Raw genomic sequence first — 21400 nt, forward strand, 5'->3', positions numbered from 1 at the left:
CTTCAGGCTTGACCTTGACGCTACGTCAACTTGCAGACTGGTTATACCGACGAGACACAGGGAGGAGAACAGGTCATGAGCACGGTATTCCACACCGGCGAATGGTCCATCCAGGATCTGGCGAAGGCGGCCGGTACCACCAGCCGCACGCTGCGTCACTACGGGCAGCTCGGGCTGCTTTCGCCCAGCCGCACCGGCGCGAACGGATACCGCTACTACGACCAGAACTCCCTCGTGCGGCTGCAACGTATCCTGCTGCTGCGAGAACTCGGCCTCGGCCTTCGGGCTATCGCCGATGTACTCGCCGGAGAGCAGGATACGGCCAACGCACTGCGCACGCATCTGGATTTGCTAAGGCAGGAACAGGGCCGGATCCAGCGCCAGATCGACTCGGTACTGACCACGCTCCACAAAACGGAAAGAGGCGAAAAGCTCGTGGCTACTGAAGTTTTCGACGGGTTCGATCACACCCAGTACGATCACACCCAGTACAAGGACGAAGTGATCGAACGGTGGGGCGAGGAAGCCTACGACGACAGCGACAAGTGGTGGAGTTCGCTGGACGACAACGGCAAGCAGGCGTTCATGCAGGAGGCGCAGGACATCTCCACCGCCTACGGCGACGCCCATACCGCCGGGCTGGCCCCGGACAGCGCCGAGGTCCTGGCCATTACCGCCCGCCACCACGCCTGGATGAGCAACGGCCGGGGCGGCAAGAAGTACCCGATGGAAACCTTCGCCTGCATCGGCGAAATGTATGTCTCCGACGACCGTTTCCGCGCCAACTACGACATCCACGGCGCAGGCACCGCGGAGTTCGTCCGCGACGCGATGAAGGCCTACGCCGAGACCCACCAGGACTGACCTAGCTGATCCGCCGAAGCGCCCGCACATCCAGTGCGGGCGCTTCGTCATGCCAAGGATTCGTTATGCGGTTGGCCGGATGGCCCTCGTTACGGTTCGCGCACACCGTAAGAAGGGGACGATCCAGATGACGACATTCCTGCCCGCCTACCCCGGCCAGCCGCTGCACCCGCAGGGTGGGTACCACCGCCCGGGCGGCGGAACCGCTTACACCGCAGCATTTCTGGCGCTGGCCGGTGGTGTGTGGAACACGCTCGGCCTCTACGAATTCTTGCGCACGGACAATCTGGTGTTCGCCGTGATCGAAGACGGCAGGACCCCGGGGTGGGCCGACTCCACCCTCGTCGCCATGATCGGAGCCATCGCGCTGTCGGCCTTCTTCTTGCTCGTCGGTTCGCTGCTGCTAGCCGGTCGCCGGCGTGCGGGGCGCAGCATGGTGATCGTCGGCGCCCTGCTGGGGGTGCTGATCACTCTCGCCCCGGTCCTGGCCGTGGTCGTCCTGTTCGACCAGATCCCGAACAGCGACCTCGCCTATGCGTCGGCGTTCGCGGCTTCCCCATGGCTGCTCGTCCTGCTCCTGGCCTCCTGGGGCTCGACCGGGCGCTGGATCGCCGCCGGTCGCCGGCCGTGATTCGTGCCGAGGATTCGTTGTGCGAACGGTCGGCCGCGGCCGGTATGGTTCGCGGAAAATAATGCTTCACAGGGGGAGGACCCGATGAGTTATCCGTATGGGCCGCAAGGAGTACCGGGCGGGCAGCAGCCGAATCCGTATGGGCCGCAGCCCGGCGGCTACCCACAGCAGCCATATGCGCAGCCCGGGCACACTCCCTACGGCGGACCCGGCGGCTATCCGGGGATGCCGGAAACCGGGGGCACCGCCAAGGCGGCAGGCGGGCTGGCGCTGCTCCTCGCCGCGCTCGGCCTGATCGGCAGCATCATGTCCTTCAGCGCTATCAGCAGACTCGAAGACGCGACCAAGAGCCTGAGCAAGTACACCGGAAGTTCGGCCGGTGCCGATACCGGGTTCCTCTACTTCCTGGCGATCGTCGGCCTGCTGATCGCGGCCCTGTGGGCGCTCGGCGGTGCGCTGCTGCTGATGCGCAAGCAAGCGGGCCGGGTGATTCTCATCGCCGTTGCCGGCATCGGCGGCCTGCTGAACCTGGTGGGCGCGATCAACGCCGCCAAGTACGGCGTCAACTCCGCGACCAGCTGGATCGGCCTGCTGATCGCGGCGCTCATCATCGCCCTCTGCCTCGTCTCCTCGACAACCCGCTGGCTCGCGACCGCCCCCGGCCGCGCCATGCCTCCCGCCTACGGCCGGCCCGCTGCCCCCTACGGCCAGCCGGTCGCCCCATATGGTGCGCCCTACGGCCAGGCCCCTTACGGCCAGCCGGTGCCCCCGCCCGCGAATCCCTATGGCCAGCAGCAGTACCCGCCGCGCTACTGATCTGAGCATTCGAAGGGGGAGTATCGATGACTTATCCGTATGGCCCAGGGGGATACGGGTATTCGCAGCCGGTCAGCGGGGCTACGGCGATTACCGCTGGGGTGCTGGCATCCCTCTGGGGCGTACTCGGTGTGGTCGCATCTGTCGGCGCTCTGGTCGGCGGCGGCGGGCCGAGCGCGTCGGTTATCGGCTTGGTCCTCGGATGCGTCGCGGTGTTCACGCTGACCGGTGCGGTGATGCTGTTTCAGCGCAAACAGGCGGGCCGGATGATCGTGCTCGGGATTTCCGGACTCGGTGTCGCCCTCGGCTTGGTCGGGACGGTCATTGCCGGGCCGGCGGCCGCGATCGGACTCTTGCTTTGGGGCGCTGTCTTCGGTTGCACTATTGCACCGTCGACAGCGCGCTGGATCGCCGGTGGTCAGCACGGGGCTGCTGGGTATGGTCAGCCGCCGTTTGGCCAAATGCCTTATGGCCATGACCCTTACGGGCAGCCCGCAGGCTTTGGCCAGCCCGCAGGCTTTGGCCAGCCTGCCGGATATGGTCAGCCGGCAGGATATGGCCAGCCTCCGCTCGGTCAGCCGGATCCTTACGGCCAGACCACTCCTTACGGACAACCCGCACCGTTTGGACAACCCGCACCGTATGACCAGCCTGTCCCGGTTGGCCACGCTGCGCCCTACGCTCAGCCTGGCCCGTATGGTCAGCCGCCTGCGTATGCCCAGCCAGCCGCATTCGGCCAGCCGAATCAACCGCAGTACGGGGCGCCGGGGAGTGTTCCGCAAAAGTTCACACTGCAGCCGGTGGGGATGTATCGCGAGATGTATTCGAGCAAGCCGCATTTGCCGTCGCTGCGGGAGCAGAGTGCGGGGCAGCAGCTGCCGGATTGGGATGCGGTGCTGGAGTACATGCGTTCGGCGCCGGGGGTTTTCGATGTGCTCGACGTGGTGGCGGACGTGTTCGATCCCGCTACGCAGATCTCGAGTGCGTCTTCGTTGCATTCGGATGGGCAGTGGATCTGGCGGGTTGATTCGATCCACTACCTGAGCAAGCACCGCTTTCCGGTCCCCGAGGCGTTTCTGCAGCATGTGCGGGCCGCCGGCTATCGGCCGCCGAGTGCGGCGCCGTCGTCGGACGAGTTCGACGCCGAGGTTCTCAGCTACTTCTGATCGCGGAAGGCCCGCACAAACGGCTGTATTTCCCCAGGAAATCGGCTGCGAAGTCGTGCCCGCGCTGACTGCACCCAGCCGGGTTGCGTACTTCCGATACTCTGGGCTCCCGTGACCGTCGCATCGTCCCCCGGTAACTCCGCAAACTCCGCTTTCGACCTGATCGTCGTCGGTTCAGGCTTCTTCGGCCTGACCATCGCCGAACGCGCAGCCACCCAACTCGGCAAACGCGTGCTGGTCCTCGATCGCCGCCACCACCTGGGCGGCAACGCCTATTCGGAGCCGGAACCGGAAACCGGGATCGAGGTGCACGTCTACGGCGCGCACCTGTTCCACACCTCGAACAAGCGGGTCTGGGACTACATCCAGCAGTTCACCGAGTTCACCGACTACAACCACCGCGTCTTCGCGATGCACAAGGGGCAGGCCTACCAGTTCCCGATGGGCCTGGGCCTGATCTCCCAGTTCTTCGGCCGCTACTTCTCCCCGGAAGAAGCCAAGAAGCTGATCGCCGAGCAGGCCGCCGAGGTGGAAACCAAGGACGCGCAGAACCTCGAGGAAAAGGCCATCTCGCTGATCGGCCGCCCGCTCTACGAGGCGTTCGTGCGCGACTACACCGCCAAGCAGTGGCAGACCGACCCGAAGGAGCTGCCCGCAGGCAACATCACCCGCCTGCCGGTCCGCTACAACTTCAACAACCGCTACTTCAACGACACCTACGAGGGCCTTCCGAAGGAGGGCTACACGAAGTGGCTGTCGAACATGGCCGCCTCCGACCTGATCGAGGTGCGCGTGAACACCGACTGGTTCGACGTGCGCGACGAGCTGCGCGCCCAGAACCCGGACGCACCCGTCGTCTACACCGGTCCGCTGGACCGCTACTTCGACTACGCCGAAGGCGAACTGGGCTGGCGTACCATCGATTTCGAGACCGAAGTGCTGGAAACCGGTGACTACCAGGGCACCTCGGTGATGAACTACAACGACGCCGACGTGCCGTACACCCGCATCATCGAGCCGCGCCACTTCCATCCGGAGCGCGACTACCCGCAGGACAAGACGGTAATCATGCGCGAGTACTCCCGTTTCGCGCAGACCGGCGACGAGCCGTACTACCCGATCAACACCCCCGAGGACCGCGCCAAGCTGCTCGCCTACCGCGAGCGCGCGAAGGCCGAAACCGCTTCGCAGAAGGTGCTTTTCGGTGGCCGCCTGGGCACCTACCAGTACCTGGACATGCACATGGCGATCGGCTCGGCGCTCAACATGTTCGACAACGTGCTGCGCCCGCATCTGGAGTCCGGCGCGGCGCTGGAGGACAACGCATGAGCTCTCCTTCTATGGTCGACGAAGTGACCGAGACCCGCGCGATCTCCCTGCTGCAGCGCATCATCCTGCCGCGCCCGGGCGAGCCGCTCGATGTGCGCACCCTCTACCTGGAGGAATCCACCACCAACGCGCGCCGCGCGCACGCCTCCACCCGCACCGAGCTCTCCATCGGCGCGGAGTCCGAGGTTTCCTTCTGCACCTACTTCAACGCGCTGCCCGCCAGCTACTGGCGGCGCTGGAGCATCCTGAAATCGGTGGTGCTGCGGCTGGAACTGGCCGGGCACGGCCGCGTCGACCTGTACCGCTCCAAGGCGGACGGTTCGCGAATCCATGTGCAGGGCAACGAGTTCGCGGTCGCTCCGGGCGCCGATTCCACCACCGTCGAGTTCGAGGCCGAACTGAATCCGTTCGAGGACGGCGGCTGGCTCTGGTTCGACATCACCACCGACACGGCGGTCACGCTGCTGTCCGGCGGCTGGTACGCCCCGGTCGAAGCGCCCGGCGCGGGCACCATCGCCTGCGGCATGCCGACCTTCAACCGGCCCACCGATCTGGTGAAAACCCTTGCCGCCCTGGGCTCGGACCCGCTGGTGCTGGAGCACGTCGCCAAGGTCATCGTGGCCGATCAGGGCAACCGCAAGGTGGTCGACGAGCCCGGTTTCACCGAAGCGGCCGCGACCCTGGGTGATCGGCTGGTCATCCGCGACCAGCCCAACCTCGGCGGTTCCGGCGGCTACAGCCGGGTCATGTACGAGGCGCTGAAGCACTCCGACGCCGAGTACATCGTCTACATGGACGACGACATCGAGATCGAACCGGATTCGATCCTGCGCGCGCTGGCCTTCTCCCGGTTCGCCAAGTCCCCGATGCTGGTCGGCGGGCAGATGCTGAACCTGCAGGAGCGTTCGCACCTGCACTCCATGGGCGAGGTCGTCGATCGCGGCGTCTTCATGTGGTCCTCGGCGCCGAATGTCGAGTACGACCACGACTTCTCGAAGTATCCGCTCAAGGATCGCGACAACTCGAAGCTGCTGCACCGGCGCATCGACGTCGACTTCAACGGCTGGTGGACCTGCGTCATCCCGCGCCGGGTGGCCGAGGAGATCGGGCAGCCGCTGCCGCTGTTCCTGAAGTGGGACGACGTCGAATACGGCTTGCGCGCACGGGATCACGGTTACCCGACGGTCACGCTGCCCGGTGCGGCGGTGTGGCATATGGCGTGGAGCGACAAGGACGACGCCATCGACTGGCAGGCGTACTTCCATCTGCGCAACCGTCTGGTGGTGGCCTCGTTGCAGATGGCCGGCAACGGCCGCGGGATGGTCGTCAACACGGTCAAGGCGACGCTGAAGCACCTGCTGTGCCTGGAATATTCGACGGTCGCGATCCAGAACCTGGCGATCAAGGACTTCTTGGCGGGCCCGGAGCGGCTGTTCCAGTTGCTGCCGAGCGCGCTGGGCGCGGTGCACGAGCTGCGCAAGCAGTTCCCGGACGCGGTGATCCTCCCGTCCTCCACCGAACTGCCGCTGGCCAGCCATCTCGGCGTCGGCGCGGTCGGGGAACCGGCCAACCCGATCGCCAAGGTGGTCCGCCTGGCCAAGGGCGTGGTGCACAACGTCAAGCCCGCGCACACCGAACACCACCAGACCCCGCAGTTGAACGTGCCCACGCTGGACGCGCGCTGGTTCCTGCTGTCCCAGGTCGACGGCGTCACCGTCACGACCGCCGACGGCCGCGGCGTGGTCTACCGCAAGCGGGATCCGCGCCAGGCGCTCGGCCTGTTCAAGGAGGCCCTGCGCCTGCGCAAGGAACTGGCCGCCCGGTTCCCGGAAATGCAGAAGCGCTATCGTGCCGCGCATCCGGAACTCACCAGCACCGCCGCGTGGGAAAAGGCCTTCGGTATCGAGAAGGGGAGCGATCAGAAGTGAACGCCGTGCCAGGGAGCTTCGCCGAAGACGAACTGCCAGAAGAATTTCGCCTGGAGGATCGATCTGTCGAGGAGAACCGCCCGCCCGAGGTCGCGATCCTCAACGCCGTGCAGTCGACCATCGGCGCCAACCCGGCAGTGGTTTCCGCCGCCCGCGGTATGTCGCACTTCGGTGAGCACGCGCTCGGCTGGGTCGGCATCGCCGCGGCCGGCTGGCTGGTCGACAAGCCCCGCCGCCGGCAGTGGGCCGGGGTCGCGGTCGGCGCGGTCGGCGCGCACGCCGCCTCCATCGTGATCAAGCGCGTAATCCGCAGGCCCCGCCCGAATCATCCGTCGGTGCAGGTCAACGTGGGGACGCCGAGCAAGCTGAGCTTCCCGTCCTCGCATGCCACCTCCACCACGGCGGCTGCCGTGTTGCTCGGCAGGCTCACCGGGCTACCCTTGCCTGCGGTGCTCGTACCGCCGATGTTGCTCTCCCGGGTCGTTCTCGGAGTGCACTATCCCTCCGATGTGCTCGCCGGATCCGCGCTCGGTGCCGCGTCCGCCGCTGTAGTGCTTGCCGCCGAAAAGAGACTCGATAAGTCGTGACCACCGCCAAGGAAAAGACTGAGATGAGCGAAGAGCCGACCAGCACGGACCTAGCCGAAGCGGTCGTCAAGGGTCCGCCGAAGACATTGGCCGGCGGGGTGATCAAGGCGATGCGCCCGCGCCAGTGGGTGAAGAACGTGCTGGTGCTGGCCGCGCCGCTGGCCGCCGGCCCCGATGTGGTCGGCGATCTCGGCGTGCTCGGCAGCGTCGCGATCGCGTTCGTGGTGTTCTGTATGGCCGCCTCGGGCATCTATCTGGTCAACGACTCGATGGATGTCGACGCCGACCGCGCGCACCCGACCAAGCGGTACCGCCCGATCGCCGCCGGTGTGGTGCCGGTGAACCTGGCCTACGCGCTGGCGCTGGTGCTGCTGATCGGATCGATCCTGATCTCGTTCGTGGCGTCCTGGCATCTGGCCATCGTGATGTCGGTGTACATCGGCATCCAGCTGGCCTACTGCTTCGGGCTCAAGCATCAAGCGGTGCTGGACATCTGCATCGTTTCCTCGGGCTTCCTGCTGCGCGCGGTGGCCGGCGGCGCGGCGGCGGGCATCGATCTGTCGCAGTGGTTCCTGCTGGTGATGGCGTTCGGTTCGCTGTTCATGGCGGCGGGCAAGCGCTACGCCGAACTGCAGATCGCGCTGAGCACCGGCGCCAAGATCCGCAAGTCGCTGGAGTACTACACCCCCACTTATCTGCGCTTCGTCTGGACCCTCTCGGCGACTGCCCTGGTGATCTTCTATGGTCTGTGGGCGTTCCAGCAGGGCGAAAAGAACGACACCATCTGGTACGCGATTTCGATGGTGCCGTGCACCATGGCAGTCCTGCGCTATGCGGTCGACGTCGATGGCGGCGCGGCTGGTGAACCCGAAGAGATCGCGCTGGGGGACCGTGTCCTCCAGCTCCTCGCAATCGCTTTGATCGGAGCGGTAGGTGTCGCTGTCTATCTCACCTGACGAGATGCTGGTCGCGGAAGTGGATCGGATCGGAGACGAGGCGGAGCGTGAAGAGCGCTCCGCCTCGCGGTTCCCTGTGCTATCCCGCGCCACCTTCGTCGGTGGGATCGTGCTCACCGCCGTGCTTTTCGCGGTCGGCGGCTGGAATCGGCGCTGGATCGCCGACGACGGCCTGATCGTGCTGCGCACCATCCGGAACCTGCTCGCGGGCAACGGCCCGGTGTTCAACGCGGGCGAACGCGTGGAAGCCAACACCAGTACGGCCTGGACCTACCTGGTGTGGTTCTTCAGCTGGGTCACCCAGGCGCGGCTGGAGTACGTGGTGCTCGGCATCGCGCTGACGATGTCGGTGCTGGCCGTCATCTTCGCCATGCTCGGGTCGGCGCGGTTGTGGGGCGGCACCAAGTCGGCGCTGCTGCTGCCCGCCGGTGTGCTGGTCTACGTCGCACTGCCGCCGGCTCGGGACTACGCCACCTCCGGTCTGGAGAGCGGCCTGGTCATCTGCTGGATCGGTTTGCTCTGGTGGATGATGATGCGCTGGGCGCAGGCCGACCGCGTGCGCATGCCCGAGCTGTTCGGCTTGGTGTTCCTCGCCGGGCTGGCGCCGCTGATCCGCCCGGAGATGACCCTCGTCGGCGCGCTGGCGCTGATGATGATCTTCCTGGCGCCGATGCCGGAGTCGCGGTTGCGCCCGATCATCGTGCGCGGCTTCATCGTTGCCGTCGCCGGGCTGGTGCCGCTGGGCTACCAGATCTGGCGGATGGGCTACTACGGCCTGCCCTATCCGAACACCGCCGTCGCCAAGGACGCGGGCGGAGCGAAGTGGAGCCAGGGGTTCACCTACCTCTGGGATTTCGCCGGTCCGTACTACCTGCTCATCCCGGTGCTGGTGCTGCTCGTCGTCGGCGTGCTCGCCGCTCGTGCCCGTCGCACGCACGGCGAGCGGCAGCGCTGGACCGTGCAGCGGGTCCGGGAATGGCTGCGCTCGCCCGGCGCGGTGGTGACCATTGTGATCACGGCGGGGCTGCTGCTCACCGTCTACGCCCTGCGCGTCGGCGGCGACTTCATGCACGGGCGCATGCTGCTGCCGCAGTTGTTCCTGCTGCTGTTGCCGGTCGCTGTCATCCCGCTCGAACTGCCCGAACGTGGGCGCCGGGTGAGCTGGGCGCTGGCCGGCATCCTGGTCGCGTGGGTCGGCACGATGGGCTGGGCCTTGTTCGCCGCCAGCACCACCGCGATCACGACCGGCACCGTCATCCGGCCCTCCGGCATCGTCGACGAGCGCATCTACTACGTGCTCAACACCGGCCACGACCATCCGATCCGCGCCGAGGACTACCTCGACTACCCGCGGATCCGGGCCATGGTCGACGACATCGCCGCCAGCCCTAACGGCGGCGTGCTGCTGAACTCGCCGTCGTTCATGTTCTGGTACGTCGCGCCGCCGCCGCTGCCGATTCCCGAGGGTGGCGCCGGGCACACGGTGTACTTCCTGAACCTGGGTATGACGAGCATGAACGTCCCGCTGGACGTGCGCGTCATCGATCCGATGGGCCTGGCCTATCCGCTGGCCGCGCACACCGAACGGCTCGTCGACGGCCGCATCGGCCACGACAAGAGCCTCTACCCGGACTGGGTGATCGTCGAGTCCGGCATGGTCGATGTGAAGCCGTGGATGCCGTGGTTCATGGACGACAAGTGGACCGCGCAGGCGCGCACCGCGATGTCCTGCCCGGCGACCGAGGCGCTGCTCATCTCCTACCGGGATCCGCTCACCTGGAACCGGTTCAAGCACAACCTGCTGCACTCGCTGACCTTCGCCAAATATCGGATGGATCGGGTGCCGAAGTATGAGATCGAGCGTTGTGGATTGGTGAATCCCTATCCGGATCCGCCGCGCTAGTGATTCGCTGGTGGGCCCATTTCTTCGCACCGGTTTCGCGAAGAATTGGAGCACATCACAAAGGCCGATAAACGTGGCGTGCGCCTCAGTCATATCGGTTTGATAACACCAGGGCATCGATGTAGCGATACGCTCGGTGAAAGTGCGCCCGTCGGGGGCGTCCACTCTGCGTGGGCAGATTCCGGCGGGGCTGATCGTCGAAGGCGGCCGAAACCCGGTCGCGATGAGGGAAAGGCCCCACAGAGATATGCGACCTCTCAGAGTCCGGCGTGCCGGTTCTTGGCTGAAGAAGTCGGTGCTGGTTTCGCTGGCAGTGGTGCTGCCACTCGGCGCCTCCGTCGCCGCCGGCGCCCCGGCCGCGCAGGCCGCGTTCAATCCCGCGGCCTTCGACTTCTGGGTCGATTCCAGCATGGGCCCGATCAAGTCGCGCGTCATCCGGGCCGCGGACGGCAACACCAACCGCGTGGCCTACGTGCTCGACGGCATGCGCGCCCGCGGCGACCTCAGCGGCTGGGAAATCGAGACCAACATTCCCGCCGCCCTGGCCAACGCCAATATCAACGTCGTGATGCCGGTCGGCGGCCCGTCCAGCTTCTACGCGGACTGGAACGGCCCGAGCACCTTCATGGGCATCGCCACCGGCTCCGGCCCGTCCGGTTCCTCCTCGGGTTCCTCGATGACCGGCTCGTCGGGCTGGCAGGAGACGCTCGGCAAGGCCAACACCTACAAGTGGGAAACCTTCCTCACCCAGAACCTGAAGAACGCGCTGCGTGACCGCCTGGGCTTCAGCCCGGTGCGCAACGGCGTGTTCGGTCTGTCCATGGGTGGTTCCGCGGCGCTGACCCTGGCCGCCTACCACCCGGACCAGTTCAATTACGCCGGTTCGTACTCCGGCTACCTGAACATCTCCGCGCCCGGCATGCGTGAGGCGCTGCGCGTCGCCATGATCAGCGCCGGCGGCTACAACATCGACGCGATGGCGCCGCCGTGGGGCCCGGCTTGGCTGCGGATGGACCCGTTCGTGTTCGCGCCGCAGCTGCGCAACAACAACACTCGCCTGTGGGTGGCCGCGGGCAGCGCGCTGCCGCAGGCCGGCGACATCAACAACCCGATGGACGTCATCCAGGGCATGCCGCTGGAAGCGCTGGCGCTGGTCAACACTCGCGCCTTCCAGGTGCGCATGGCGACGCTGGGCTACCAGAACGTGGTCTACAGCTTCCCGTCCGCCGGTATCCACAACTGGGCCAACTGGGAGGCCGAGGCCAACCGGATGATCCCGGATATGTCGGCCCACATCGGCTGAGTCGGCCGCAGCTTCACCAACCGCCCGGTGCGTTCGCGCACCGGGCGGTTTTTTCATTTCGGGCACATCCGCCACACCGTCGGCAACGAATCGCAAGGGCCATAAACGCACGGTGCTTGTAGCGGGGGTCAACTTCCAGCAACATGTACTCATCTTGGCTTTGAGCTACTCAGATTTGCTGGCTGATCGTCTGAAATGAGAGGTCGAGTCGAATGCGAATTGCCCGCTGGATACGGAGGCCGAGTAGTTCAGCAACCTCGGGCACCCGGCTCGAGCCCGTGGTTCTGGCATTAGTTGCCGCGCTGCTGGTCCCGCTGGGAGCGGTCGCCACCATCAGTACCCCGGTCGCGCGAGCCGGCTTGGACCCGGGGGCTTTCGACTTCTGGGTGGACTCCCCGGTGATGGGCCCGATCAAATCGCGCATCCTGCGCGCCCGCGACGGCAACACCCATCGCGTCGTCTACGCCCTCGACGGTATGCGCGCGCCGGAAACTCTGAGCGGCTGGGAAATCGAAACCAGCGTTCCGGCGATACTCGCGGATTGGAATATCAACGTGGTCATGCCGGTCGGCGGCATGTCCAGCTTCTACGCCGACTGGAACGCGCCGAGCTCGTTCTTCGGCCAGCCGCCCACGGGCAGCTCGGACTCCGGATCGGGTGGCTTCAACGTCATTTCCGGTGGTCCAGGTAAGAGCTATCGGTACGACTGGGAAACCTTCCTCACCCGCGATCTGCGCAACGCGCTGAGCGAGCGGCTGGGGTTCAACCCTTATCGCAATGGTGTCTTCGGTCTGTCCATGGGCGGTTCCGCGGCCCTGACACTGGCCGCCTATCACCCGGACCAATTCAGTTTCGCCGGTGCGATGTCGGGCTTCCTCAACATTTCCGCTCCCGGCATGCGTGAGGCGATCCGGGTCGGAATGATCGACGCGGGTGGGTACAACGTGGATTCGATGGCCCCGCCCTGGGGCCCCAGCTGGCTGCGGATGGACCCATTCGTGTTCGCGCCCAACCTGGTTCACAACGGCACCCGGTTGTGGATCGCGGCGGGCAGCGGATGGCCGATGGACGGCGATATCCGGACGGCGATGGACGTCATCCAGGGCATGCCGCTGGAGTGGCTCGCCTACATCAATACCAAGGCGTTTCAGGTGCGTATGGACACTCTGGGTGGCGGCAACGCCGTGTATTCGTTCCCGCCGGTCGGTATCCATAACTGGCACAACTGGATCGAGGAAGCGGCGCGGATGGTGCCGGACCTCTCGGCGAATATCGGCTGACCGTACGGCCATAGCAAGATCGGATAGCACCGCCCGGCACATGTGTGCCGGGCGGTGCGCTTTCTTTGCGAAATCCGGCCCGGCATAACAAAATCCGGCCCAGGGGACGACATCACGTCGCCGACGCGGTATCGTCACCGCACGATCACAGTTTGTGCTCTTCGAGTGCAAGTGTGTGACCAGATCGTTGTAGCGCCGCCGTTGTGCCGAGAGGTCGGGCTCCGGGCACGAATGTGGCGTGCGTCTCGAGTGATGCCACAACAGCAGAAAGAGAGCAGAATTCATGCGTTTCGGCAGGGCCGCCGCGCCGAAGAGTACTCAGCCGGGCCGGCACAGCGAACCTCGCGGTTGGCGTAATCGAATTCTGGCCGTCGGCGCCGCCACGTTGGCGCTGCCGATCGCCGCTGGTGTGGCCGCTCCGACCGCTGTTGCCGCGCCCATCCAGGCGCCGGCGCTGCGTGCGCCGGCCGGTGGCTTCGAGGACCTGATGGTTCCCTCGGCCATGGGCCCGATCAAGGTGCAGGTCCAGTGGGCCGCGCGTGGCGGCAGCGCCGCGCTGTACCTGCTCGATGGCCTGCGTGCTCGCGGTGATCGCAACGCCTGGTCCTTCGAGACCAATGCGTTGGAGCAGTTCAAGAACGACAACATCACCTTGGTGATGCCGGTGGGTGGCGAGTCCAGCTTCTACACCGACTGGGTCTCTCCGAGTAACACCAACGGCCAGAAGACCACCTACAAGTGGGAGACGTTCCTATCCAAGGAACTGCCCAACTTCCTGGCCAACTACGGCGTTTCCAAGACCAACAACGCGGTCGCCGGTCTGTCCATGGGTGGCTCCGCCGCCCTGGCCCTGGCCGCCTACCACCGCGATCAGTTCAAGTACGCCGCCTCCTACTCCGGCTACCTGAACATCTCCGCGCCGGGTATGCGTGAGGCGATCCGCATCGCGATGCTCGACGCGGGCCGCTACAACGTCGACTCGATGGCCGCTCCGTGGAGCCCGGCCTGGCTGCGGATGGACCCGTTCGTGTTCGCCCCGCAGCTGAAGGGTCTGCCGATGTACATCTCGGCGGCGAGCGGTCTGCCCGGCCAGTTCGACAAGCCGGCCGGCGCGGTCGGTCTCTACAACACCGGCAACGCGATGGCGCTGGAAGCTCTCTCGCTGGTGAACACCCGCGCGTTCCAGGCCCGTCTGAAGACGCTGAACATCCCGGCGTTCTTCGACTTCCCGGCCAGTGGCACGCACTCCTGGAAGTACTGGGAAGGCCAGCTCTTCAACTCCCGCAAGGGAATTCTGGACGCCACCGGCGCCTGGTGATCCCGGGGTGACGGGCTAACCGCACCTGAACCGACGACGCCGCCGCTTCGTAAAGAAGCGGCGGCGTCGTTTGTTTGGGGCAGGACACATCTGGATATAGGGGCTCGCTATCAGCGCGTCCTCCCCGGTTCTCGATCTGGTCCGGGGTACAAAACACCTATGACAGGGGCTGAGAGCGGTAGCAGATGGAGGCGAATCGGTCGACGTGATGGTCGTGCGGGACGCGGTCGTCTGGCGCTGATCGCGACGGCGCTGGTCATACCGCTGGCAGCCGGCATCGCACCAGCCGCGGCGCCCGCGGGAGCTGATCCCGTTGTCTTCGAGCCGGCGCCGATACCGCCGCCGCCGCTCGCGCCCGATGCTCAGCCCGCGCCGCCACCGAATCCGGAACCGGCCCCCGCGCCCGCTCCAGCCGCGGCGCCCGCCCCGGAAGCCGCCGCGGCCCCCGAAGCCGCTCCCGCGCCGCAACCAGTTCCCCCGCCGTCCGAAGCTGCCGCTCCGGCGCCGGAACTCGCACCCACTCCCGCACAGGCTCCGGTTTACGGGCCCGTTGTGCCCGCGGCCCCGGCCCCCGCTCCGGCCCCCGCTCCCGCCGCGGCCGAGCCCAATCCCGCGGCCGGACTCCCGCTGGAACCTGCTGCTCCCGCCCCAGCCCCCGCTGCTCCCGCCCCAGCCCCCGCGGCTCCGGCCCTCGCGCCCGCCCCCGCGCCCGCTCCGGCCCCCGTGCCTGCCGCCGCACCGCACCCCGGCAACCCCCGCGTCCAGAAAACGGTCTGGCTCGGCGACCGCCGCGTCGCGGTGTGGGTCGAATCCGCAGCCATGGCCACCCCGATCCAGGTGCAACTCCTGTTGCCCCGCGATTGGAACACCAAGCCGGGCGCCAAGTTCCCGACGCTCTACCTGCTCGACGGCTTGCGCGCCACCGACGACGAGAGCGGCTGGACCAAGGACGCGAACGCGGAGGAGTTCTTCGCCGACAAGAACGTCACCGTGGTGTTGCCGATCGGCGGCCAGTCCAGCTTCTACTCGGACTGGGTGGCCCCGAACAACGGCAAGAACTACAAGTGGGAGACCTTCCTGACCAAGGAGCTGCCGCCGCTGCTGGAGCAGGAGTGGCGCGCGACGGATGTGCGCGGTCTGGCGGGCCTGTCCATGGGCGGCACCGCCGCGATGTTCCTGTCCGGCCGCAATCCCGGTTTCGCGAAATACGCGGCGTCCTATTCGGGCTTCCTGACCACGACGACGCTCGGTATGCCGCAGGCGATCATGTACGCGCTGCGCGACGCGGGCGGATTCGACGCCAACGCCATGTGGGGCCCGCCGACCAGTGACGAGTGGGAGAACCACGACCCGTACGCCCTGGCGGACAAGCTGAAGGGCACCAGTCTCTACATCTCCAGTGGCTCGGGCAGCGCCGGCCCGTTCGACCAGCCCGGCGGCATCCCGGGCGTGAGCACGAACTACTCGGGCATGGGCCTGGAGATCCTGTCTCGGCTCACCTCGCAGAACTTCGTCACCAAACTGGGCAAGCTGCAGATCCCGGCGCAGGTGAATTACCGTCCCTCCGGCACACATTCGTGGGCGTACTGGGATTTCGAGTTGCGGCAGTCCTGGCAGCAGGCCGCCGCCGCGCTCGGGGTGGACGCGGGCACGATCGACTGCAAGCCCGCCGGCGCGATGGCGCACATGATCCAGGCCGCACCCTGGCTCGGCAACTGCAGCACCGCCGAGTACCAGGTGCCCGGTGGTACCGCCCAGGACTTCCAGGGCGGACGGGTGTTCAACTCGGCCGCGGGCACGCATGCGGTGGGCGGCATGATCGGCGGCGGCTACCAGGCGGCGAACGGTCCCACGGGCCCGCTCGGCCTGCCCATCGGCGGGGAACGGGGCCTGCCCGACGGCCGCGGCCGGGTTCAGGATTTCGAGCACGGCTCGCTGTACTGGACCCCGCAGACCGGCGCGCAGATGGTGCGCGGCGCGATCCTGAGCGAGTGGGCCAAGCAGGGCTACGAACGCGGCCCGGCCGGGTATCCCCTTGCGCCGGAAGAGAAGACGCCGAGTCGCGACGGCGCGGTGCAGGCCTTCGAGGGCGGCCCGATCTACTACAGCCCGAAGACCGGGGTGTTCCGGGTGCAGGGTCAGATCCTCGACAAGTACAAGCTGATGGGTTACGAGAACGGCTGGCTGGGTTTCCCGGCGAGCGAGGAGCAGCCGATCAAGGATTTCGGCCGCTACAGCCGGTTCGAGGGTGGCTATATCTATTGGAGCCCGCTCTCGGGCGCGTGGGCGGTGCGCACCGGTCCGGTGTTCGAGGCCTGGCGCTCGGCCGGCTTCGAGAACGGGCGGCTGGGCTTCCCGACCGGTGACGAGGTCGAGATTCCGGGCGGTGTGCAGCAGAACTTCCAGCTCGGGCGCATTGTCGTCAAGAACGGGAAGGCCGAAATTCAAGGTCTGTGAAGGGCGGCCGCTTGCGCCGCCCGCTAGCCTGGTTGGCGACCCAGCCCGTAAGCGAACAGATCGAGGATACGAATTCATGCATCGGACCCGTGGAAAGGTTATCGGCGTCGCCGTGGCCATCGCCGCCTCCGGCCTGCTCGCCGCCTGCGGCGGCAACGACTCGACCGCGTCGAGCACGCCGACACTGACCACCACGTCGGCCGCCGCCGCGCCGTCCTCGGCCGCGCCGTCGGAAGCCCCGTCGAGCACCGAGACCAGCAGCGCGGCGCCGGCCCCGAGCACCGAGCTGGAGCGCCCGCAGCCGGTGCCCACCGAGTCCGCCGCCCCGGCCGACACCTCGAAGCTGTCCGACAAGGACAAGAAGTACCTGGACGGGCTCAAGGCGGAGGGCATCGTGCCGTCCAGCCCGGACATCGCGCTGAGCATCGGCAGCTACGTCTGCCAGGGCGTCGCCGCCGGTGCGACCGAGGCCGACATGACCACCTTCGTGAACGCGATGGCCGGGTCCGATCCGTCCTTCGATTCGAACAAGATGTCGGTCGAGGACGCGGGCAAGAAGTACATCAACACGGCTAAGTCGACGTACTGCCAGTGAACGCGCGCCGCGGTTCCAGCACCCGCCGGTCCCGACCGGCGGGGTGCCTGATCTTCCTCGCGGTCGTCGCCCTGCTGGTGGCGATCGTCCTGCTGATCTGGTCGATCGCCGCCGGCTGGTGGAAGCCGCCGGGCCCTACCCCGGGCCCGGAGGAACCGCCGACGTCGCAACCGGAGAGCTGCCCGGACGTGCAGTTCATTTCGATTCCGGGCACCTGGGAATCCAACAGCAACGACGACCCGTACAACCCGACGGCGAATCCGATCTCGTTGATGCTCAACATCTCCAAGCCGATGCAGGAGCAGTTCCCGAGCAGTCGACTCGACGTCTACACCGTCCCTTACGTCGCGCAGTTCTCCAATCCCGTGGCGTTCCCGCCGGACGGCCAGAGCTCCTACAACCTCAGCCGCGCCGAGGGTGAGCAGCGCACGCTCGATTTCATGGTGCAGCGGCAGAAGGAATGCCCGCTGACCAGCTACGTCCTCGCCGGGTTCTCGCAGGGCGCGGTGATCGCCGGTGATGTCGCGGCACGGATCGGCGAGGGCAAGGGCCCGGTCGCGGCCGACCGCGTGCTCGGCGTCATGCTGATCGCCGACGGCCGCCGCGAACCCGGCCCGGGTCAAGCGACCTTGATCGGTACCGATCCGCCCGGCATCGGCGCGGAGGTCGCGCTGAAGGGCCTCAAGGTTCCGGGCATCACGATGACCGGCGCCCGGCCCGGCTTCGGCAAGCTCGCCGAGCGCACCTTCACCATCTGCGCGCCCGGCGACATGATCTGCGATTCGCCCAAGCAGGCGCTGAACCCGGCGAACTTCATTCCGAGCGTGCTGACACTGGTGCGGGCCGCGGGCAATCCGATCCACAGTCTGTACAACGGCTACGTCGTCGATCCGGCCACCGGGGCGTCCGCGACCCAGTGGACTGTCAACTGGGCTACCGGGTTGGTGAACAACGCTCCGCACCCGCCACATTCGTGAGGGCAATCGTGAATATGCACAGTCCAGAGCGGTCGATAGTGGTGTCCCGCTCTGTGCGGCTGTGACATTCGCAATGCGATCCGTCAGCACGTTGTAAAGTGCGCTGAAGTTCGTAGACGCCGTCTAACTGCCAGGAGCCAGAGTTCATGACACAAGCTGCCGCACCAGCCGGTGAGTTGACCGCGCTCGGTACGCCGCTGCGTCCGTTCCGCTTCGCGGCGGCGGGCGAGGGGAACAAGCAGGAAGGTGGGGCCCGCAAGTTCATTCAGACGGCACAGCAGGCCGAAGAGTACGGATACGACACCTTCGTCGTCCCGGACCACCTGGGTGATCAGATCGGCCCGATCGCCGCGCTGGGCGCGCTCAGCCAGGCCACCGAGAAGATCCGCCTCGGAACTTCGGTGCTGGCCAACGGTTTCCGCCATCCCGTGGTGCTCGCCAAGGACCTCGCCACCATCGACGTGCTGTCCAAGGGCCGCCTCGAGGTGGGCCTGGGCGCGGGCTGGAAGCAGGACGAGTACCTCGCCGCCGGCCTGGTCTACGACAGCCCCGGCGTCCGCTTGGCCAAACTCGATGAGGCACTGACCATTCTGGACGTGCTGCTGCGCGGCCAGGAGTGCACCTTCGAAGGCAAGTACTACCAGGTCAACGGCATCAAGGGCACGCCGCGTCCGCGGCAGGGCCCGCGCCCGCCGATCTGCACCGGCGGCGGCGGACCGAAGATGTTGCGCCTGGCCGCCAAGCACGCCGACATCGTTTCGGTCGTGCCGGTCACCACCAAGCAGGGCAAGGGCCTGCTCTCGGGCATCACGATGGAGAAGACCATCGAGAAGGTCCAGCTGATCAAGGAGGCCGCCGGAGATCGGTTCAACGAGATCGAATTGAACTGGGCCATCACGGCCATCGTCATCACCGACGATCGGGAGAAGACCGCGGAGATGGCGCTGACCGCCATCGAACGGGGTCTGCATCCGGATCTGGAGGTGGACGTCAAACTGTCTGTCGAGGAGATCCTGAACTCGCCCTATGTGGCGATCGGATCGTTCGAGGAAATCGCCGAGCAGATCAAGCGTGTGCGGCAACTCACGTCGATGTCGTACGTCGGGGTCTTCCCCACCCAGATGGACGCGTTCGCTGGCGTTATCCCCCTGCTGAGGGACGAGTGAGCGGCTCTCCTCTGTAACATAACCCTGGTTTGAGTACATCTAGCCGTATGTGGTCACCGCGCAGACCACACCAAGATCTTGCAGGCTGGCTCATGCATGTAGAGCGACCCGCGGGCGATAGCGAGTCGGGGCCTCACAGGTAAACAGCGGCGAAGGCCGTCTTGCTGCGTGTGCCTCGGAGGAGAAGAAGGAATGGAAGAGACTTTCGACGACTACCTGGACGAAACCGGGCAGATTCATATTCCCGAGGGTCGCACCCTGGTCGAACACGTCGAGAAGCACACCCGCAATGACGCGAATACGCTCGCGTACCGCTACATCGATTACTCGCGGGAACGCGACGGTGAAGTGCATGAGCTGACGTGGCAGGAGTTCGGTGTTCGGCTGCGCGCGGTGGCCGCTCGACTGCAGCAGGTCACCAAGCCCGGTGACCGGGTCGCCATTCTGGCGCCGCAGGGCTTGGACTATGTGATCTCCTTCTTCGCCGCGATCTACGCGGGCTGCATCTCGGTGCCGCTGTTCGATCCGGACGAGCCGGGTCACACCGACCGCCTGCACGCCGTCCTCGGTGACTGCACCCCGTCGGCCATCCTGACCGCCAGCTCCTCCGCGGCCGGGGTGCGTCAGTTCTTCCGCGCCCTGCCCGCCGCGCAGCGCCCGCGCATCATCGCGGTGGACGCGATTCCGGACAGCGTCGGCGAGAGCTGGGTGCGCCCGGACAGCAAGGTCGACGACATCGCCTACCTGCAGTACACCTCGGGTTCCACCCGGGTCCCGGCCGGTGTGGAGATCACGCACCGCGCGGTCGGCACCAACCTGCTGCAGATGGTCAAGGCGCTGAACCTGGACTGGAGCTCGCGCGGCGTCACCTGGCTGCCGCTGTTCCACGACATGGGCCTGCTGACGGTGATCCTGCCCGCGGTGGGCGGCAAGTACATCACCATCATGTCGCCGAGCGCGTTCGTGCGCCGCCCGTACCGCTGGATCAAGGAACTGGCGGCGGTCTCCGACGGCGCCGGAACCTTCGCCGCCGCACCGAATTTCGCGTTCGAGCACGCCGCCGCGCGTGGTCTGCCGAAGCCGGGTGAGTCGCTGGACCTATCGAACGTGCTGGGTCTGATCAACGGTTCCGAGCCGGTGACGGTCTCCTCGATGAAGAAGTTCAACGAGGCGTTCGCCCCCTACGGCCTACCCAAGACCGCCATCAAGCCCTGTTACGGCATGGCCGAGGCGACGCTGTTCGTCTCCGCGACCAAGGCCGAGGACGAGGCCAAGGTCGTCTACGTCGACCGCAACGAGCTAAACGCCGGCCGCATGGTGAAGGTCGAGCAGGGCACCGAGAACTCGATCGCCCAGGTCAGTTGTGGCTATGTGGCGCTATCCCAGTGGGCCGCGATCGTCGATCCGGCCACGGTGGACGGCGACGGCGGCCACGAGCAGCCCGACGGTCAGGTCGGCGAGATCTGGCTGCACGGCAACAACATGGGCATCGGTTACTGGGCTCGCCCGGACGAGACCGCCGCGACCTTCGAGAACAAGATCAGCAAGCGGAACCCCGAGGACAGCCACGCCGAGGGCACCCCGGAAGACGCCAACTGGATGCGCACCGGCGACTACGGCGTGTACTTCGAAGGCGAGCTATATATCACCGGCCGCGTCAAGGACCTGGTGATCGTCGACGGACGCAACCACTACCCGCAGGACCTCGAGTTCTCGGCGCAGGAAGCCTCCACCGCGCTGCGCCCGGGTTTCGTGGCCTCGTTCTCGGTGCCCGCCAACCAGCTGCCCGCCGAGGTCTTCGCGCAGGGCAGCCACTCGGGCCTGAAGTTCGACGCCGACGACGCCTCCGAGCAACTGGTGATCGTGGCCGAGCGTGGCCCCGGCGCCGGCAAGGCCGACCCGCTGCCGATCGCCGACGCGGTCCGCGCGGCGGTGTCGCAGCGCCACGGTGTCACCGTGCGCGACGTGCTGCTGGTGCCCGCGGGTTCCATCCCGCGTACCTCCAGCGGCAAGATCGCCCGGCGCGCCTGCAAGGCCGCATATCTGGAGGGCACGCTGCGGGGCGGTTACACCCAGCAGGCGTTCCCCGACGCACCGGATGCCGAGTAGATCGCCGGACCACTT

The 21400-nt window shown here is 66.7% G+C and carries 17 protein-coding genes; all 17 read left to right on the top strand.

The features are described from left to right. The first annotated feature begins 75 nt into the window (after positions 1 to 75). Positions 76 to 864 (top strand): MerR family transcriptional regulator, encoded by a 789-nt coding sequence (locus IBX22_RS18180; protein ID WP_194816736.1) that lies wholly within the window; start codon positions 76 to 78, stop codon positions 862 to 864. A 127-nt stretch (positions 865 to 991) separates the two neighbouring features. Then, a complete protein-coding gene (locus tag IBX22_RS18185) occupies positions 992 to 1495 on the top strand; it encodes a hypothetical protein (protein ID WP_194816737.1) in 504 nt (167 codons plus the stop codon). An 84-nt stretch (positions 1496 to 1579) separates the two neighbouring features. Continuing rightward, positions 1580 to 2311 (top strand): DUF5336 domain-containing protein, encoded by a 732-nt coding sequence (locus IBX22_RS18190; RefSeq protein ID WP_194816738.1) that lies wholly within the window; start codon positions 1580 to 1582, stop codon positions 2309 to 2311. 26 nt (positions 2312 to 2337) lie between these two features. Continuing rightward, complete coding sequence (locus IBX22_RS18195; protein WP_194816739.1) at positions 2338 to 3477, top strand: hypothetical protein; 1140 nt, start codon at positions 2338 to 2340, stop codon at positions 3475 to 3477. Between the two features lie 111 nt (positions 3478 to 3588). Further along, a complete protein-coding gene (gene glf, locus IBX22_RS18200) occupies positions 3589 to 4806 on the top strand; it encodes a UDP-galactopyranose mutase (protein WP_194816740.1) in 1218 nt (405 codons plus the stop codon). Continuing rightward, entirely contained in the window at positions 4803 to 6734 is a 1932-nt protein-coding gene (locus IBX22_RS18205; RefSeq protein ID WP_194816741.1) for a glycosyltransferase, read from the top strand. The genes glf and IBX22_RS18205 overlap by 4 nt, the downstream gene beginning before the upstream one ends. 50 nt (positions 6735 to 6784) lie before the next feature. Next, positions 6785 to 7321: a phosphatase PAP2 family protein gene (locus tag IBX22_RS18210; RefSeq protein ID WP_194817774.1), complete on the top strand. Its 537-nt coding sequence runs from the start codon at positions 6785 to 6787 to the stop codon at positions 7319 to 7321. A 23-nt stretch (positions 7322 to 7344) separates the two neighbouring features. Continuing rightward, complete coding sequence (locus IBX22_RS18215) at positions 7345 to 8277, top strand: decaprenyl-phosphate phosphoribosyltransferase (RefSeq protein ID WP_194816742.1); 933 nt, start codon at positions 7345 to 7347, stop codon at positions 8275 to 8277. Positions 8278 to 8281: 4 nt separating this feature from the next. Next, positions 8282 to 10180, top strand: a complete 1899-nt coding sequence (gene zomB / locus IBX22_RS18220) for a flagellar motor control protein ZomB (RefSeq protein ID WP_228539133.1) — start codon at positions 8282 to 8284, stop codon at positions 10178 to 10180. Positions 10181 to 10427: 247 nt separating this feature from the next. Continuing rightward, positions 10428 to 11483 (top strand): alpha/beta hydrolase family protein, encoded by a 1056-nt coding sequence (locus IBX22_RS18225; RefSeq protein ID WP_194816743.1) that lies wholly within the window; start codon positions 10428 to 10430, stop codon positions 11481 to 11483. Positions 11484 to 11695: 212 nt separating this feature from the next. Beyond that, on the top strand, positions 11696 to 12763 hold the full coding sequence (locus tag IBX22_RS18230; RefSeq protein ID WP_194816744.1) for an alpha/beta hydrolase family protein: 1068 nt from the start codon (positions 11696 to 11698) through the stop codon (positions 12761 to 12763). A 283-nt stretch (positions 12764 to 13046) separates the two neighbouring features. After that, on the top strand, positions 13047 to 14081 hold the full coding sequence (locus IBX22_RS18235; RefSeq protein ID WP_194816745.1) for an alpha/beta hydrolase family protein: 1035 nt from the start codon (positions 13047 to 13049) through the stop codon (positions 14079 to 14081). Between the two features lie 627 nt (positions 14082 to 14708). Further along, a complete protein-coding gene (locus tag IBX22_RS18240) occupies positions 14709 to 16538 on the top strand; it encodes an alpha/beta hydrolase-fold protein (RefSeq protein WP_228539134.1) in 1830 nt (609 codons plus the stop codon). A 76-nt stretch (positions 16539 to 16614) separates the two neighbouring features. Continuing rightward, on the top strand, positions 16615 to 17133 hold the full coding sequence (locus IBX22_RS18245) for a DUF732 domain-containing protein (RefSeq protein WP_194816747.1): 519 nt from the start codon (positions 16615 to 16617) through the stop codon (positions 17131 to 17133). Then, positions 17130 to 18110 (top strand): cutinase family protein, encoded by a 981-nt coding sequence (locus tag IBX22_RS18250; protein WP_194816748.1) that lies wholly within the window; start codon positions 17130 to 17132, stop codon positions 18108 to 18110. Before IBX22_RS18245 ends, IBX22_RS18250 begins: the two co-directional genes overlap by 4 nt. 146 nt (positions 18111 to 18256) lie before the next feature. After that, complete coding sequence (locus IBX22_RS18255; RefSeq protein ID WP_194816749.1) at positions 18257 to 19276, top strand: LLM class F420-dependent oxidoreductase; 1020 nt, start codon at positions 18257 to 18259, stop codon at positions 19274 to 19276. A gap of 192 nt (positions 19277 to 19468) precedes the next feature. Continuing rightward, positions 19469 to 21385, top strand: a complete 1917-nt coding sequence (fadD32, locus tag IBX22_RS18260; RefSeq protein ID WP_194816750.1) for a long-chain-fatty-acid--AMP ligase FadD32 — start codon at positions 19469 to 19471, stop codon at positions 21383 to 21385. Positions 21386 to 21400 lie beyond the last annotated feature (15 nt).

The sequence above is a fragment of the Nocardia sp. XZ_19_385 genome (assembly GCF_015355755.1).
Lineage (GTDB): Bacteria > Actinomycetota > Actinomycetes > Mycobacteriales > Mycobacteriaceae > Nocardia.